General features: G+C 49.7%; 14 protein-coding genes and 1 pseudogene. 12 read left to right on the top strand and 3 right to left on the bottom strand.

Annotated elements, in window-relative coordinates:
* Positions 1–1190, bottom strand: a 1190-nt coding sequence (locus ACFFSY_RS03065) for an IS1182 family transposase (protein ID WP_377489728.1), incomplete at its 3' end; no start/stop codon positions are given.
* 684 nt (positions 1191–1874) lie between these two features.
* Between ACFFSY_RS03065 and ACFFSY_RS03070 the strand changes: the two are divergent.
* The 9 genes and pseudogenes from ACFFSY_RS03070 to ACFFSY_RS03110 form a co-directional block, all read left to right on the top strand.
* A pseudogene (locus ACFFSY_RS03070) lies at positions 1875–2340 on the top strand (aldo/keto reductase); the annotation flags it as partial.
* A gap of 22 nt (positions 2341–2362) precedes the next feature.
* The gene (locus ACFFSY_RS03075; RefSeq protein ID WP_377489730.1) at positions 2363–2716 is read left to right on the top strand and encodes a MerR family transcriptional regulator; all 354 of its coding nucleotides are present in this window, start codon (positions 2363–2365) and stop codon (positions 2714–2716) included.
* Between the two features lie 399 nt (positions 2717–3115).
* A complete protein-coding gene (locus tag ACFFSY_RS03080) occupies positions 3116–5593 on the top strand; it encodes a PAS domain S-box protein (protein WP_377489733.1) in 2478 nt (825 codons plus the stop codon).
* Positions 5590–5988, top strand: a complete 399-nt coding sequence (locus tag ACFFSY_RS03085) for an STAS domain-containing protein (RefSeq protein WP_377489736.1) — start codon at positions 5590–5592, stop codon at positions 5986–5988. The genes ACFFSY_RS03080 and ACFFSY_RS03085 overlap by 4 nt, the downstream gene beginning before the upstream one ends.
* Before the next feature lie 29 nt (positions 5989–6017).
* A complete protein-coding gene (locus ACFFSY_RS03090; protein WP_377489739.1) occupies positions 6018–7709 on the top strand; it encodes a methyl-accepting chemotaxis protein in 1692 nt (563 codons plus the stop codon).
* Between the two features lie 401 nt (positions 7710–8110).
* Complete coding sequence (locus ACFFSY_RS03095) at positions 8111–9082, top strand: alpha/beta hydrolase (RefSeq protein WP_377489742.1); 972 nt, start codon at positions 8111–8113, stop codon at positions 9080–9082.
* Positions 9083–9216: 134 nt separating this feature from the next.
* A complete protein-coding gene (locus ACFFSY_RS03100) occupies positions 9217–9861 on the top strand; it encodes a DUF6518 family protein (RefSeq protein ID WP_377489745.1) in 645 nt (214 codons plus the stop codon).
* A gap of 73 nt (positions 9862–9934) precedes the next feature.
* Positions 9935–10306 carry a hypothetical protein gene (locus ACFFSY_RS03105; protein WP_377489748.1) on the top strand — a complete coding sequence of 124 codons (372 nt, stop codon included), beginning with the start codon at positions 9935–9937 and terminating at the stop codon, positions 10304–10306.
* 116 nt (positions 10307–10422) lie between these two features.
* Positions 10423–11316, top strand: a complete 894-nt coding sequence (locus ACFFSY_RS03110) for a polysaccharide deacetylase family protein (protein WP_377489751.1) — start codon at positions 10423–10425, stop codon at positions 11314–11316.
* 148 nt (positions 11317–11464) lie between these two features.
* On the opposite strand, the gene ACFFSY_RS03115 is transcribed toward ACFFSY_RS03110, so the two are convergent.
* On the bottom strand, positions 11465–11926 hold the full coding sequence (locus ACFFSY_RS03115; protein ID WP_377489754.1) for a DUF2269 family protein: 462 nt from the start codon (positions 11924–11926) through the stop codon (positions 11465–11467).
* The gene (locus ACFFSY_RS03120; protein ID WP_377489757.1) at positions 11923–12540 is read right to left on the bottom strand and encodes a TetR/AcrR family transcriptional regulator; all 618 of its coding nucleotides are present in this window, start codon (positions 12538–12540) and stop codon (positions 11923–11925) included. The genes ACFFSY_RS03115 and ACFFSY_RS03120 overlap by 4 nt, the downstream gene beginning before the upstream one ends.
* A 185-nt stretch (positions 12541–12725) precedes the next feature.
* On the opposite strand from ACFFSY_RS03120, the gene ACFFSY_RS03125 reads away from it, so the two are divergent.
* From ACFFSY_RS03125 to ACFFSY_RS03135, 3 genes are all read left to right on the top strand, one after another.
* Positions 12726–13280, top strand: a complete 555-nt coding sequence (locus ACFFSY_RS03125) for an NADPH-dependent FMN reductase (RefSeq protein ID WP_377489760.1) — start codon at positions 12726–12728, stop codon at positions 13278–13280.
* A 365-nt stretch (positions 13281–13645) separates the two neighbouring features.
* Positions 13646–14047 carry a GntR family transcriptional regulator gene (locus ACFFSY_RS03130; protein ID WP_377489763.1) on the top strand — a complete coding sequence of 134 codons (402 nt, stop codon included), beginning with the start codon at positions 13646–13648 and terminating at the stop codon, positions 14045–14047.
* A complete protein-coding gene (locus ACFFSY_RS03135) occupies positions 14044–15120 on the top strand; it encodes a DUF5808 domain-containing protein (protein ID WP_377489766.1) in 1077 nt (358 codons plus the stop codon). Before ACFFSY_RS03130 ends, ACFFSY_RS03135 begins: the two co-directional genes overlap by 4 nt.
* Positions 15121–15129 lie beyond the last annotated feature (9 nt).

Below are 15129 nucleotides of genomic sequence, written 5' to 3' on the forward strand. Positions count from 1 at the left end.
TCTTTGCTCTCTCTGCGAAAGAGCAATTGCTGACCGGCCGGGCATAGCCATCTGTCCTCAGCGGCGAGATACGTCCAGTTGTCCAATCTGCCCACGTCTTGCTGCCATGCCTTGGTGTTCTCGCGATGGTACGTCGCGTACTTCACAATGGCTTCCACGTTCTCTTGCTCCAGGTACGCGTAGTTCTCTTCTCCGCCATAGCCAGCGTCCGCGATGATCGTGCCCGGCAGTGCACCTAATGCGTGTTTCACTTTCTCCAGATGCGGCTTCAGGCATCTGGTGTCCGTTGGACGCTGGTGAACACTGTACCCTAGGATGAATTGGTTCTCGGTTCCGATCTGTACATTGTAGCCCGGTTTGAGCTGACCATTTCGCATATGGTCTTCTTTCATTCGCATGAAGGTGGCGTCTGGATCTGTCTTGCTGAAACTGTTGCGGCTCCCCAAGATGTTTTGCTGGGATTCGTACTTTTGGAGTCGCGGTAGCAGGTCTTTACGAATGATGCGAACTGTTTTCTTGAGCGGCTTGTCCTTTGGTTTCGCTTCTAGTCGCTGTTCAAGCTGCTGCACCGCTTGTTCCAGCTTCTCGCTCGTCATGTCTGCTGGTTTACCAAGCTCACTTAGATCCAAGCCGCTTAGCGCATGATCTTCCTGTTTCTCGGCTTCTTCGATGGTCGCGAACAAGGATTGCACTTTCTCCTGCAGCCTCATCTTGTGTTTGACGACTGCCTTACCCCAGACAAAGGTGTAGCGGTTGGCATTGGCTTCAATCTTGGTTCCATCGACGAAGTAATGCTCGAGCTTGACGTACTTGCATTCAACGAGAAACTGAAGAACAGCCGTGAAGATGGATTCGAGCACGTCTTTCATGCGCTCGGAACGAAACCGGTTAATGGTGCGAAAGTCTGGGCGTTGCCGTGCGGCCAGCCACATGAACATGATGTTCTCCCGGACGGCTTTGGCAATTTGGCGTGAGGAGTAAATCCGCTGCGTGTAGGCGTAGATAATGATCTTCGTCAGCATTTTGGGGTGGTAACTGTCCCGACCGCCGCCTGGATAGGCTTTGGTGAAAAGATTCATATTTAAGCGGTCGACCGCATCATTGACGATGCGAACGAGATGGTTTTGAGGGATATCTTCTTGCAAGTCCATTGGCAAGGACAGCTGGTCCATGATATATTCTTTGTACAAAAGAAGTCTCTCCTTTAGGAATGGTTGGGTGGTACCTCCATTTTAACAAGGACGGGCTTCTTTTTGTTTTGAAATTTTAATGAATGGTTAGCCAAAACGGAGCAGGTCGCATGATTCTGGAGAAGCGTCAGCGTTCGCCTTTGTGAGCGGATTCCTTCCTTCGCCCATTACATTCAGGGAATCCGGGAACAACAGCGATCGGAAGAACATGCGACCGCGCAGTGGATGCGGAAACCAAAACATTGCATTTGAAAACGGGGGTGTCCCAACGTCATCGTTTCGATGACTTTTGGGACACCCCCTTTGCTGAATTAACGGGCAGCAATCCTATTATGAAGAAATACGAGGTTTGAGTAACCAAAAGACTCCTTGGTATGATGTTTATGGAGATCCAAAGGTGCGACCATCTCCAGAAAGTCCACTTTTTAAAACGAGTGGTCTGGGTGGGCGTGCTTTTTTTTTTTTGCTTTCACCGCCCATATTTTTCATCTTCTACAACCTTGTTCCATTGGGTGGATGTCTCGTAACGCAAGAAAAACGTTCAAACCTAAGAAAACAAGCGTATTTAAGAGGGAAACGATTATCCATAGAGGGAGATTACGTTAATGAGGCTCAGCAAAACACATCACAAAATCGTTTGACTTGGAGTGAACTCCAAATGCAATAATATCGGATATCAGGTTACAGTATATGAAGGCGCAGCACGCCGCCGAGAAAAATGGATGGATCCGGTTTGGAGAAGACGAGAGGGAGATGCTGCCGCTTTGTAAGGAAGATAAAATTGGGGTTATCCCCTTTAGCCCGCTCGCATCAGGAAGATTGACACGGGATTGGTCGGAAACAACGACCGTTCGAAACCGATCACGTTCAAAAAGCAAAATATGATGCGGCTGCAGACACCGATCGATTAGTTGTAGAGCGAGTGGCAGCCATTGCGGAGAAACGCTGTGTTCCCCGTGCTCAGATCGCGCTTGCCTGGTTGCTACAGAAGGAACCAGTAACTGCTCCCATTATCGGCGCTACGAAAATATCGCATCTTGATGATGCAGCAGCAGCGCTTAAAATTGTGTTAACGCCAGAAGAAATTTCTTTTCTGGAAGAGTCATATGTACCTCACTCTGTATATGGATTTAAGGTCGGTTTTAACTGATAGGGACGGTGAAAAAACTCCAATGCTCATTGCAGAAGTTAGTGGAAAATTCGACATATCGCCGGATACACTCCGTTACTACGAGCGCATCGGGCTTATACCTCGTGTAAATCGCAATAAAAGCGGAATCAGGGATTATACGGAAGAAGACTGCAGATGGGTCGAACATGTTAAATGTATGCGAGGTATAGGTCTTCCCATTGAAAGTTTAATTGAGTATGCGGGGCTTTATCAACAAGGCGATGCTAGCATAGGTGCAAGGAGAGAACTTCTAGCCGATCAGCGAAAGCAACTGCTAACAAAAATAGAAGAGATGAATAAAGTGTTAGCGCGTATGAACGAAAAAATTGAAAGATATGATCAGTCATTGCGCTAACTGGGAACGATAGATGAATAACATTAGGAGAAGTTATGCCGCACGAGTCCCGGATAGGAACCTACTGCTTTTTGGTGCACTGACTTATCGATGTTATTCAGGCAGGCCCGGCATATCATGTGATCGTTTATCTGCAAAAACAGCTTTCTCCATGAGCATTTCCTTACTGCCTTTTTATTATGCTGAGCTGCAATTTAACTTTTTCTTAGGAAGCTGAACAACAATAGTCGTGATTTCTTTATCACCATCAGAAAACGATTGAACCGCCAAACTCATATTTTGTCCGCATGCTGACGATATAAAAGAGAGGGATGAAGCCAGGCCGAATCAACTGCTTCCCTGGCTCTAATAGGTACCTGGTTAAAAACGAATTCGACTGCAGTGGAGGAAGCATATCAAGTGGATCCCCAAACTATCATGGATGATTTGCATCGAGAGGGCATCGTTTATTCTTCACTGGAAGAAGAAGTGCGGCGGCTAGAGGAGCTGTACGATCTCGGGATTTTGGACACCGAGCCTGAAGAGCGTTTTGACCGCATCACCAAACTGGTGGGCGGTATTTTTCGCGTGCCCGTTTGTCTCATTACGCTGGTGACGGAAAAAGAGCAGTGGTTGAAATCCTGCTTCGGCGTGGAGGGAGAGCTGCTGGATCTGCGACGAACGGAAAGAGAAGCTTCCTTCTGCCAGCATGTGGTCGCTTCGCGGAACATGCTGATCGTCGAGGATACGGCAAAGGACCCGTTATTCCGGGGCAACCGGCTGGTGCTCGACCATGGTATTGGCTTCTATGCGGGCGCACCGCTGGAGACAAAGGCCGGGAACATCTTGGGCAGTCTCTGCTTGATTGACACGGCGCCTCGCCGCTTCTCCGAAGAGGAAGCCGAGTTACTGCAGCAGTTCAGCGGCTGGATCATGACGGAATTGGAGCTGCGCCGGGAACTGCGGCAGAAAATGATCCAGGAACGGCATCTGAAGGAACTGATCGCCAGCAACGCCTGGCTGATGAAAGCGCTTGAGCACTCTTCGGCAGGAGTTGTGATTACCGACGCAACCGATCCGGATCTCCCTATTATTTATGCGAATCCCGGCTTTACGAAGCTGACGGGGTATGCCCGTGAAGAGATAATCGGACATAACTGCCGATTTCTGCAGGGACCGGGCACGGACGCGGCTGCTCTGGCAAAAGTCCGCAGCGGGATCCGGGAGCAGGCGATGACCCGGGTTGAGCTGCTGAACTACAGGAAGGACGGCACTTCATTCTGGAATGAGCTTCTCATCAATCCGGTCGATAATGAGCAGGGCGACGTGATTCATTTTGTCGGCATTCAGAACGATATCAGTTCGCGGAAAGCGGCCGAGCAAGCGTTGGAGAACGCCTTCTACGAGCAGGATCACCTGCTGCAAAGCCTGCCGGATATCATCTACGCGCTTGATTTACAGGGGCGGCTGCTTAAAATGAACGAACAGCTTTGCCGGCTGACGGAACAAACGATGGCGGAGCTTAAAGGCACGCCGATTCAATCCCTGATGATCAACGAAGATAGGGCATTATTTTCGGAAGCTTTGATAAACGTGCTGCATCACGAAAAAACAGAATTGGAAACGAGCCTCAGCGCCCGGAACGGATTACGGATTCCTTTTCAATGGAGCGTCGTGCTGCTGCGGGACGAGGACGGAAGGCCCGTCGGCTATGCGGGCGTCGGAAAAGATATTTCCGAACGGGTTCAAATGCGTAAGGATATTATGCATGCCGGAAGGCTTCAGGATCAGCTGCTCCCGAAAGAGCTCGACCATCCGGCCTTTCGTATACGAAACCTCTATCAGCCAAGCCAGTTTGTCAGCGGTGATTTCTATTACTATGAATGGGAGGAAACCGAGGGAAAACTGCAGGTCTATCTGATGGATGTGATGGGGCACGGCTTCGCCACGGCGCTGAACTGCTCTGCGCTGCGGCTCATGCTCCAGCAAATGAGCCGCAGCGGACTCAGCCCTGCGCAAAAACTGGCCCGAATGAACCACGAGTGCCTGCAGTTATTTCCGGAGGGCTATTTTACGACAGGATTGTTCGCCGAGATCGACATTGCCGCAAAGACGCTGACCTATGCTTCCGGAGGAATTAATAAACTGATCCTGTACCGGAACGGAAAGCCTGAGCTAAAGAAAGCCCCTGGGGGACTTGTCGGAATTATGAAGCAGATGACCTACGACGACGTCACCCTCCCTTTTGAAGCCGGCGACCGGCTGCTGCTGGTGACCGACGGAATCAGCGACATGATCAAGGATGTTGAAACATGGCAGGACGACGGCATCGATGCGGTCATCGCCAGACTGCAGGGGATAATTCAAACGAATCCCGGTCAAGACGATGCCACGGCCGTCTGTGTGGAGCTTATTCGCCAAGCGGGTGCGGACGGATCGGAGCTTTTGGACGCTTCAGAAACGCAGCGGTGGGAATGGCTTCTGCCCAGCAAAAATACGTCGGCAGATGAGCTCAGGCCGGAATTGCAGGCATTGTTCCAATCTTTACGTCTGCCCAAACCAAATCAATTGCTGTTTGCCGTGAATGAAGCGGTAATCAACGCCGCGGAGGCGACGATACGGAAATTTGGCGAAAACGAAGAGGCGCCGCCCGTTCAGGTCACGGTTCAGGCTGAAGCCGGGCGGATCATCGTCGATATCGCGAATGAGGCCGATCCGATTGACCCGTTATATTTCACCCGCAGCGTGGACGAGCTTGAAACGATGCTGTGGGACGATTGCGGCCGAGGTATTTTATTAATGCGTAAAATGACGGACGAGATGTCCTGCCGGGTGAACGGAACCGGGAGGAATATAATGACACTCATCACATACAGAGAGAAGGCGCAGCACGGATGACAAAGCCAAACGCGGATCAGAATCCTTTCACAATTACTAACGAGCGGCAGGACGGCATTCAAATTTTCCGGCTTACGGGAACGATCGGGTACGGCAACGTGCAGCAGGCGAAGACAGTCCTTCGCGAGCAGCAGATAAAGGCGCGTTATTATGTGTTCGATCTGTTGGAGCTGGCGTGGATTGACAGCACGGGACTCGGTATGCTGATCAGCTTCGCCAAGGAGGTCAGAACCGATCGACCCAATGTCGCCATCGCCGTGGGCGGGGAGCTGAGAGAATTATTCGAGATGGCCAAGCTGGATATGGTATTTCCGTTATATTCGGCAGCAGCCGAGGCGGTAAACGGCGCCAACACGGATGAAGGAGACCGGCCGCTTCCGCTCGATAAATACTAGAATAATATAGACAGAAATGGGGAAGCAGCATGAAATTCAAATCGATTGCCGTCAAAATCATACTTGTATTCAGCGTTATTCTTACCTTGTTTGCGCTGATTATTAATTTTTATACCGGAGAGAATGTGCGGAGTAAACTGGTACTCGCTTCTCATCAGAAATTAAAAGCCGACATGGAAATGGCCAAAATGATTATCAATGCCGAATATCCCGGCGAATGGTCGGTCAAGGACGGCAAACTGTTAAAAGGCGATATGGCCTTCAATGACAGCTTTGACCTCGTTGATGCGATAGGCAAATCAACAGGGGATACCGTCACCCTGTTCCTCGGCGATACGCGAATCGCAACGAATGTTCAGAAGGATGGAAAGCGCGCGGTAGGAACGAAGATTTCGGAGAAGGTCGGCACCTCCGTACTGAAACAAGGCCAACCCTATCTGGGTGAAGCGGACGTCATCGGCACGAAAAACCAGGCGCTCTACGAACCGATAAAGGACGCTTCGGGAAGCATAATCGGAATCCTGTATGTCGGCGTTCCGAATACGCCGTTCGACCGGCTGGCGAACAGCTTTCGTCTCGAGATTCTAGCGATCAGCGCAATCGTTCTGCTGCTCGCAATCGTCGCTTCCTACCTGCTAAGCCGTCCGATCGTGACAGCGATCCGCAAGCTGTCCGTGGTGGCGCAGCGGATTGCCGACAAGGATCTGACGCATAAAGCGGAAATCTCCTCATCCGATGAAACGGGGAGACTGGCTCAATCCTTTGAGACGATGCGGGGCAACCTGGCTGTAATGCTGAAAGATCTGGGCGATATTTCCGTCAATCTGAAGGAAAACAGCTCCTACCTGTCCGAAGCGGCTTCACAGACGGATCATGTTTCACATGAAGTAGCCAAGGCAATCCAGCTTGTGGCCGAAGGCACCGTGGAGCAGACGTCCCACTCGCAAGCGATTCACGAGAAAATGCAGGGCACCTTATTGAAAGTGCAGGAAGGCAGACAGCAGATGGGTCAAACCTATCGCAACGCGGTTCTGTCCGCTGAAATCGCCGATGAAGGAAATCAGGCGATCGAAGAAGCTATCCAGCATCTTTCGACTTTTACCAAAACCGTTAAATTTGCGACCGATGCGATCCAAAAGCTGGGGCTGCGTTCAGAAGAGATCGGCGGCATCATTCAAGCGATCTCGGATATTGCCAGCCAGACCAATCTGCTGGCGCTTAACGCCGCCATCGAGGCGGCGCGCGCCGGGGAAAGCGGACGCGGGTTCTCCGTCGTTGCGACGGAGGTGCGCAAGCTGGCTGAGCAGTCCCAGATCGAAGCGGAGCGGATCACGAACCTGGTCAAGGACATTCAATCCGAAACCTCGGTTACGGTAAGAACGATGGAAAGCAATCTGTCTGCCGTTAATGAGCAGGTGCGAATCATTACCAAAGGCGGGGAAGCGCTGAAGCTGATCGTGGACAAAACAGGTGAAACGAAACAGAATGCGGCTTCTTTGCAGGAGCTGTTCTCTGAGCTGGTCGATAATTCGGAGGACGTGATGCAGTCCATCCAAGTGATCCGCCAATTTGCTGAAAATTCGGCCGCCGTCGCGGAAGAAGTCGCTGCCTCCGCGCAGCAGCAGTCGGCAACCGTGAACGAAATCTCCTCCGCTTCGCGCGGGGTTGACTTTATGGCCAATAACTTGAACCGTAAAGTAAAGGAATTCACAATTTCATAAGCCGTAGGATCGAACTGTCGTGACATCGGTGATGAGGGCGTTGATAATAATATGGCAGCTGGAACCAACAAGTTCCGGGCTGCCATTTTTTGCTGTTCGAATACTCCCGGGAAGCTGTCCGCCGACAGCGTCAGCGACATATCCGCCCACAGCAGCGAGATGGCCATATCGATAAAAGGCGCGCACGCGATCAGACTGAGTCGGTTCAACTCCGCCATGAACAGGCTGCCAGTAGACCCAATACAAAAAAAGGAAAACATCTCGTTAAAACAGAAATTATGATTCATATAGGGAAAAAGATGTTAGGAGTGCAAGAACAATAAGTCGTTTTTCAGTGTAGCCTGTTATTAGTTAACTCGGAGACGAAGTCCGTTCGTTCATTCATGGGGGGAATAGTGAAGATGAATTCTATAGCGAGACGCTTAACTTACAATGAAACCGAACTGTACTGGAAGAATTATCAGAAATTTTTTCCTGAAGAACTGCGGTTAAATGAGAATCAATTACCGAGTGAAGAATGGTGGGATTGGAACGATTATCGTGTTCATCTCGATCGGATGTCTGTTCCTGATTCAAAAATTAAAGTTATTTTAATTCACGGTGCAGGTGGAAACGGTAGGCTATTGGCACCCTATGCACGAATGCTACAAATAAATGGGTATGATGTTGTATCCCCTGACCTTCCTCCTTATGGTCTAACTTACACGGATTCACTAAATTCATTAGATTACCTGCTTTGGGTTGAATTACTTACAAAGTTGATCGAGCAGGAAATAAAGCGAGACGGTAAACCGATTGTTTTGTTAGGAGCAAGTATTGGTGGCATGCTTGCTTATCATGCGGCGGCCATGAGTACGCATGTTAGGGGATTGGTAGTCACAACGTTTGTAGATACAAGTAATTCAAAAGTTCGAGATCAAGTTGCCCCAAATAAGTTAATTAGTCGTTTGGGTAAATTCACAATGGATGTTTTCCCTTTTATCTTAGATCAATTTCGAATTTCTGTTTCGAAAGTATCTAGGATGGAGTTAATTACGAATAACTCTGAATTGACCCAACTGATCATAAAGGACCCGCTTGCGGCAGACACAAAAGTCACATTACGACTCCTTAGAACTTTTATGAATATGAAACCATTGATTCAACCTGAAAGTTTCGACATTTGCCCTGTATTACTGGTTCACCCTGAAGCAGATCCAATGACGCCGTTTGCTTTAAGTGAACCGTTTTATAACAGATTAAAAGCGAAGAAAGAATGCGTGATCTTAGAAGGATCTGGCCATTTCCCGATAGAACAACCCGGGTTGGACCAGATGAAAACCGCCGTTCTTTCTTTTTTAAGCGAGATTGAAAATGAAAATTGCAAACTATAATGCAATGCTAAATACCTTTACGATAGATGGGATCGTTGTGCTATCGGCGAACTATAGTTCGATGACGACTCGACACAGCCGGCCATAGATCGGTTGCTGCCGTTACTATTGAAGCAAAGGGGAGTGCTGGACGGATGCTTCTCGGTAAATTAAATACAGTTAGATCAAAATCTGAGCATACGCTTACCATTCAGCAAAAATTACGGAATTTGCTATTGGTCATCTTAGCAGGGGCTGTTCTCGGTTTTTTGGCCAAATATACGGATGGTTCGCCTATCGGGAATATTGGTTCAAAGTTCGGTGTATGGATTTTTGCCACTGCCATAATTGCAATTTGGAGTCGTTCGCCTTACGCAGCAGCCTCTCATGTCTTTGCCTTTTTGGTGGCCATGTTGACCGTCTATTATTACTACTCCACGGTTCTTTTTGGCTTTTTCCCGCGGCACTATGCAATAGCTTGGGGCACGATTGCCTTAGCGTCGCCTATAGGAGGGTATATGGTATGGTTTGCCAGAGGTAACGGCTGGGTTGCTGCCCTTTGTGCCGCACTCCCGATTTCTCTAATGCTTACAGAGGGCGTTGTTTTTGATTATTCTCTTTCTCCTGGGGCGCGTTACATCTATTTCCATATATCGGACTGGTTCAATGTCGTGTCATCCGGTCTTCTCATCATGTCTGTAACACGTGCGAAAAATCAACTGCTGAGGATTCTCGTCATAACGATTGCGATGTACTTCCTTTTAGAGAAGATAGGTATCTATTATTACATTTCAATCTAATTGTCTAGCGCCAATCCAACGGCAGCCGCTCAAGACAGTCAGAACAATAAATTTACATAGGAGTTAATGGCAAATGACAGAGAACAGGTATAAAGATTGGCCAACCGAGGAACATGCCAGATGGATCAAAATGGGGCATTTCTTTGGGAAGACATTGATGGAAGAAGTTAAGGGATATGCAAGAGAGCGGATAAATCCCACTTCTTCTTTAGAGGAAAAACGTGCAGCTGAGAAAGCGATTAGCGATACTCTTTATGGTTTTATGATGTTGCTTGATGGCGTTATTGACAGCAGTATTGATCAGGATCATGGGGTTGAATTTGCATTAGTGGCTAGAGTATTTGATCAGAATACAAGGGAATATCTGAAGGAAATCGAATTGGCTCCGGGTGGCGACGGCTTATGTATGGGCATTCATATGTGGGAAGATGGGGAATTTGATTAATCAACAGAAGAGTGAGTTCAGCGAGGGAGCAGTTTGCCGCCACGGCAGCTGCTCCTTCTACTAAGCTCGCGCCCTTCGTCATGCTTCAACTGTCATATCACATGAGGAGGAAGGATATGAACGCCAAATTAGGGTTTGAAGAGTCGGATCGTTTGCTAATTATAAATGCTGATGATTGTGGATTGACAGAGGGGACCAATGAGGCAATTCTGGCATTATTGCAGCAAGGTGCCATTACTTCAACGTCCATCATGATTCCCTGCCCAGCAGCTAGAGAGGGTTTAGACAGGGGAGTGCTTCATACGGTCAAGCAGGCCGGAATTCATCTCACGTTATCAAGCGCGGAGAATCAAGGATATAAACCCGTGTATCAGGAGGATACGCTGCACAGCCTCGTTAATGCTGATCATGCGTTCTTCACAGATATCGCCTACATAGAGTCCCATGCGGATCCCGATGAGGTTAGGCTTGAATTACATGCACAGATTGAATATGCCATCTCTAGAGGAATCGATCCGACCCATCTTGACAGTCATGCAGGGAGTATCATGGGACTGCACACCGGACGTGACTTCTTAGAAGTTGCACTGGATCTGTGTCAGGCATTTCAGCTTCCCTTTAATTTGCCGAGAAGGATATTGCTGCAACCGTTTATCAACCAACAGCAAAGGGAGCGATTTGCGGAAGTCATTTCGTCAGCGGAGCAACGCGGCATTGTACTCATTGATGATATGATTTCGCTTCCTTATTGTCTGAGCTCGCATGCAGAGTACGACACAGTGAAGGCGGAGTTGGTAACGATGATTCAGAATCTCAAGCCTGGCATCACGCAATTAACCGTTCATCCCTCCATAATGACAGAAGAGTTGAAACGATTAACCCCCTGTTATCTGGAGCGTGAAATTGAATTTCGCTTACTCGGTGACTTCGATATTAGGCAGTTGTTCAAACAGGAAGACATTAAACTCGTCTCATGGAAGGACGTTCGTGACGTACAACGTTCCGCTTAACACGGGTTTATGCACGTTGTTTCCGCACAGGCCGATGACGGAGATAGAAGATCAGGATGGCGAGCAGGATAATAGTAACGCCAACAAGAACGATTAGTGGTTCCATAAGGTGACCTCCGATAGCCATGATTTGAATCGTACCAACCATCTAGAACCCTTTCATCACCATCAAATAAAGAATGACCAGCGGCAACAAAGTAGCGGCAACGCCGAATATTGCCCATTGGCGGGAAGCGCGTCGATATTCCACAGAGATCACGCCCGCCACTACACTATCCGCACTGAATCGGATCATCCTGAGCTGCAGCGGAATGAGTATGGCGAGCCAGATCACACCGGTAATCGCAAATAAGAGAAGGGACATCGTTAGCCAGTTTAATCCGAGCAGCGAGATACCGGAATGTCCAGCCATTGCAGCCCCCGAGAGAATGATGAGGATCAGGCCGGGGAGGGTAAAAGCATAATCGGCGATCATCACATTCTTGACTGCTTGATGAATGATGGACGGATTGTTGGTCAGGTCGGCCCGAACTTTCCAGAAGGCAGCGGTGATGATATTCCCAACCATCAACAAAACCCCGATCAGATGCAGCGTTAACCACCCATTCATGACTCCTCACCCTTTCTCCGTGCGCTGCTTGCCAGCCTCTCACGAATAAACGCCGTTAAATCTTCGGCTTGAAAAACCGCCTTTGCCTGTGGGATGCCGGAGCGAATTCTTAATCCGAATGTCATCAGCGTGAACATGTCGCCTGTCTTCTCGGCATCAACCGTTTCAGCAATGACGCCGTGCTTCTGGCCTGCTTCAATCCACATCTTGGATAAATAGGCTGACCGGTCGTAGTAATCTGTCAGTGCTTCTGCGACCAAGGGGTCTTCTTCTTTTCCAAGCAAGTACAGCAGCACTTTGTTCGTAATGTCATGCGGATTTTCGTAAGCAAGGATGCTTTTCTCGATTTCCTGCATCGGATCCTCGAAATTGCGGCGGCCCTGCTCAACCTCTTTCATAAAACTTCCGTTCGTTTCCTCTAGACGTTCCTGCAGCACCCAGATAAAAATTTCGTTTTTACTCTTCACATAGTGAAAAATCGAGCCCTTGGACATACCGGACCTGCTCATAATGTCCTGCATCGTGATGGAATGGCAGCCTTTCTCCGATATTAATTCCTTGGTCGTGTCCATCAGCCGTCTAATCGTCTGCTGCCTGCGATCCTCTTGCTTCAACAGGTATCCCTCCTTTGGCCTGACAATAAATGTATACCTAGAGTATAAAAACAGACCGTCGGTTTGTAAATGGGCAATTTGAAAAATATAAATAGGAATGGCGGTTGAGGCAATATCCGATTGACTATGACACTAATGGTAGGGACTATAATGCAATTATCGAAATGGAAACGAGGGTGAAGAACATGCAGCAACGAAGCATTATCGTGTTAGGCATTTCCGGAAGTCTGCGTACTGAATCTATAAATACACGATTGCTTTCTTCTATCGGAGGCATGATGCCCACCGGTATGGAGCTTCGGATGTATCAAGGACTCGCGTCTTTGCCGCATTTCAGTCCAGACTTAGATGGTGACGAAGCTCAAGTGGACAAGGCTGTGCGAGAATGGAGGGAGGAATTGAGAGCGGCGGATGCGTGCGTGATTTGTACGCCGGAATATGCGCGAGGAGTACCGGGCTCATTGAAGAACGCCTTGGACTGGGTCGTATCCTCCGGTGAATTCGTGAGCATGCCCACGGCTGTCGTAAGTGCTTCTCCGCATCCTGATGGCGGCTCTACAGCGCTGCATTCACTAACCATGACGCTGAAGATGATGAGCGCGGCTATCCCGGAAGAAGCAGCGATGGCGGTTCCGTTCGCGAGCAGGATCATGGGAGACGATGGCAGCGTGACAGACGCCAACACCGAGTCATCGCTGCGCCAACTGGTACGGTCACTTTTGCATACCATCCCTAATTAGGCGTTCGGTTGTCGAATTAAGGGGTAACGATTGCCGATTAACGATTGCTCAATAATTACACGACAGCCGCCGGACCCGGATGTTTGGCTGTTCTCGCGGCGTTATCAGGCAGGACGAATAATAAGAATGCGATGGCAGCTGACCCCAAAATCAGCTGCCTTTCTTATTTAGCTAAGGGTGGTGTGGAAAAACAATCCACAATTGGTTCTTGCGTGTATCCTGCATATCTGTTATATATGTAATATAACAAAAGACATGAAAGGTGGGTGGATCGATATGGAACGGTTGCGACATGTCAGCATCACATATGGTTAATTGCCACCTCGCTTACAGAAGACGCGCAGCTGCCATAAGGAGAGATATTCATGTTCATAGAGCTTGATCTGCAATCGGAAACCCCGATTTACGCGCAACTGGTGGACCAAATCGTCGAAGGGATCGCCTCGGGAGCTTTGCGGCCGGGGGACCCGCTTCCTTCGGTACGGAGCTTGGCGGAGGACTTAGGGATCAATCTCCACACCGTCAACAAATCGTACAATTTGCTCAAGCAGGAGGGCCTTCTTCTCGTGCACCGGAAGAAGGGCGTTATTGTTCAGCCGGACGGGATGCCTGGCATGACGGAGGCGTTCGAGGAGAAGCTGCGGCAGCAGCTGCGGTCTCTTGCGGCGGCAGCCGCGGTACGAGGCATGTCGGAAGAGGCGTTCGCGCAGGAGAGCAGGGCGGTGTACCGGGATATCATTATGAATCGGGGAGGGGAGCAACGTTGACACAAGCAGCGATAATCTTAATGTCTACCAGCTATTTGATACTTGCGCTGATGCTCATCTTACATGTCTACATCGGCTTACGGACCCTGTTGCTGGGTATCGCGCTGCCGGCGGAGGCTGAGCAAGACGCGGCTGTCCGAGGCATTCGCCGTAATTACGCGGCGCTCACCAGCAGTCTTGCTGTCGTTGTCGGAGGAGCTTGCTTCTTCTGGATGCGCCAGCAACCGGAGCGGGGGTTTCTGTGCTGGGCGACGGCCATCCTGCTGCTCGTGATGGGGTCAGGCTTCGCCATTCGGATCGGCCGGATGTCCGCGCAACGCTTGAAGGCAGCTAGGGGGTGGCAGGTTGCCGTGCCGACGAAACGCGCAGCGAGCATCACAATCGGCCGGACGCAAGGCTCGGTGCTAAGCGCTTGGTGGTATTCAGCGCATGCCGCCGTGATGGCGCTATGCATCTTCGCTGCCATTGCGAGGTGGGACGCGATTCCGCAAGGATTCGCGACGTTCCTGGGCGATCATTACGCTTCCAAATCCGTGTGGACCGTATTCGCGATGAACATCGTGCAAGCGATGACGATCGCGCTATTCGTCTTCATTCATCTGATGATCGGCCGCGCCAGGATGTCCGTGGATCCCCTGGATCGGGAAGGCTCCTTGCACAAACAGTTGAAGCGCAAGCGAATCTATTCGATTCTGGCTTTGGGCGCCTCGCTCCTGATCATTGGATTCCATGGGGTGATTCAAGCCATAACGTTGTACGGCTGGGAGGAGAATCTGCTCTTCTACTCCGGTCTCTCGCTCTGGTTGGCGCTCTTCTTGGGGATGGTTGGCGTCATGCTTTACCAGCGAATCAAAGGACTTGATCAGTTTCGGGACATTCCGTCACAGGAGGACAGGCACTGGAAGTGGCTCGGCAGTATTTACGTGAACCCGGAAGACCCGGCGCTGATCGTTCCGGATCGTCACGGATTCGCATGGACGATCAATATGGCGAATCCGCGCAGCAAAGTGATTATCGCCGCAGCGATAGCTGTTCTCGTGATGGTCAATGTGATCTATATCAATTTTGTATAAATAAAGCGA

It is taken from the genome of Paenibacillus aurantiacus, from assembly GCF_042431225.1.
Lineage (GTDB): Bacteria > Bacillota > Bacilli > Paenibacillales > Paenibacillaceae > Paenibacillus_Z > Paenibacillus_Z aurantiacus.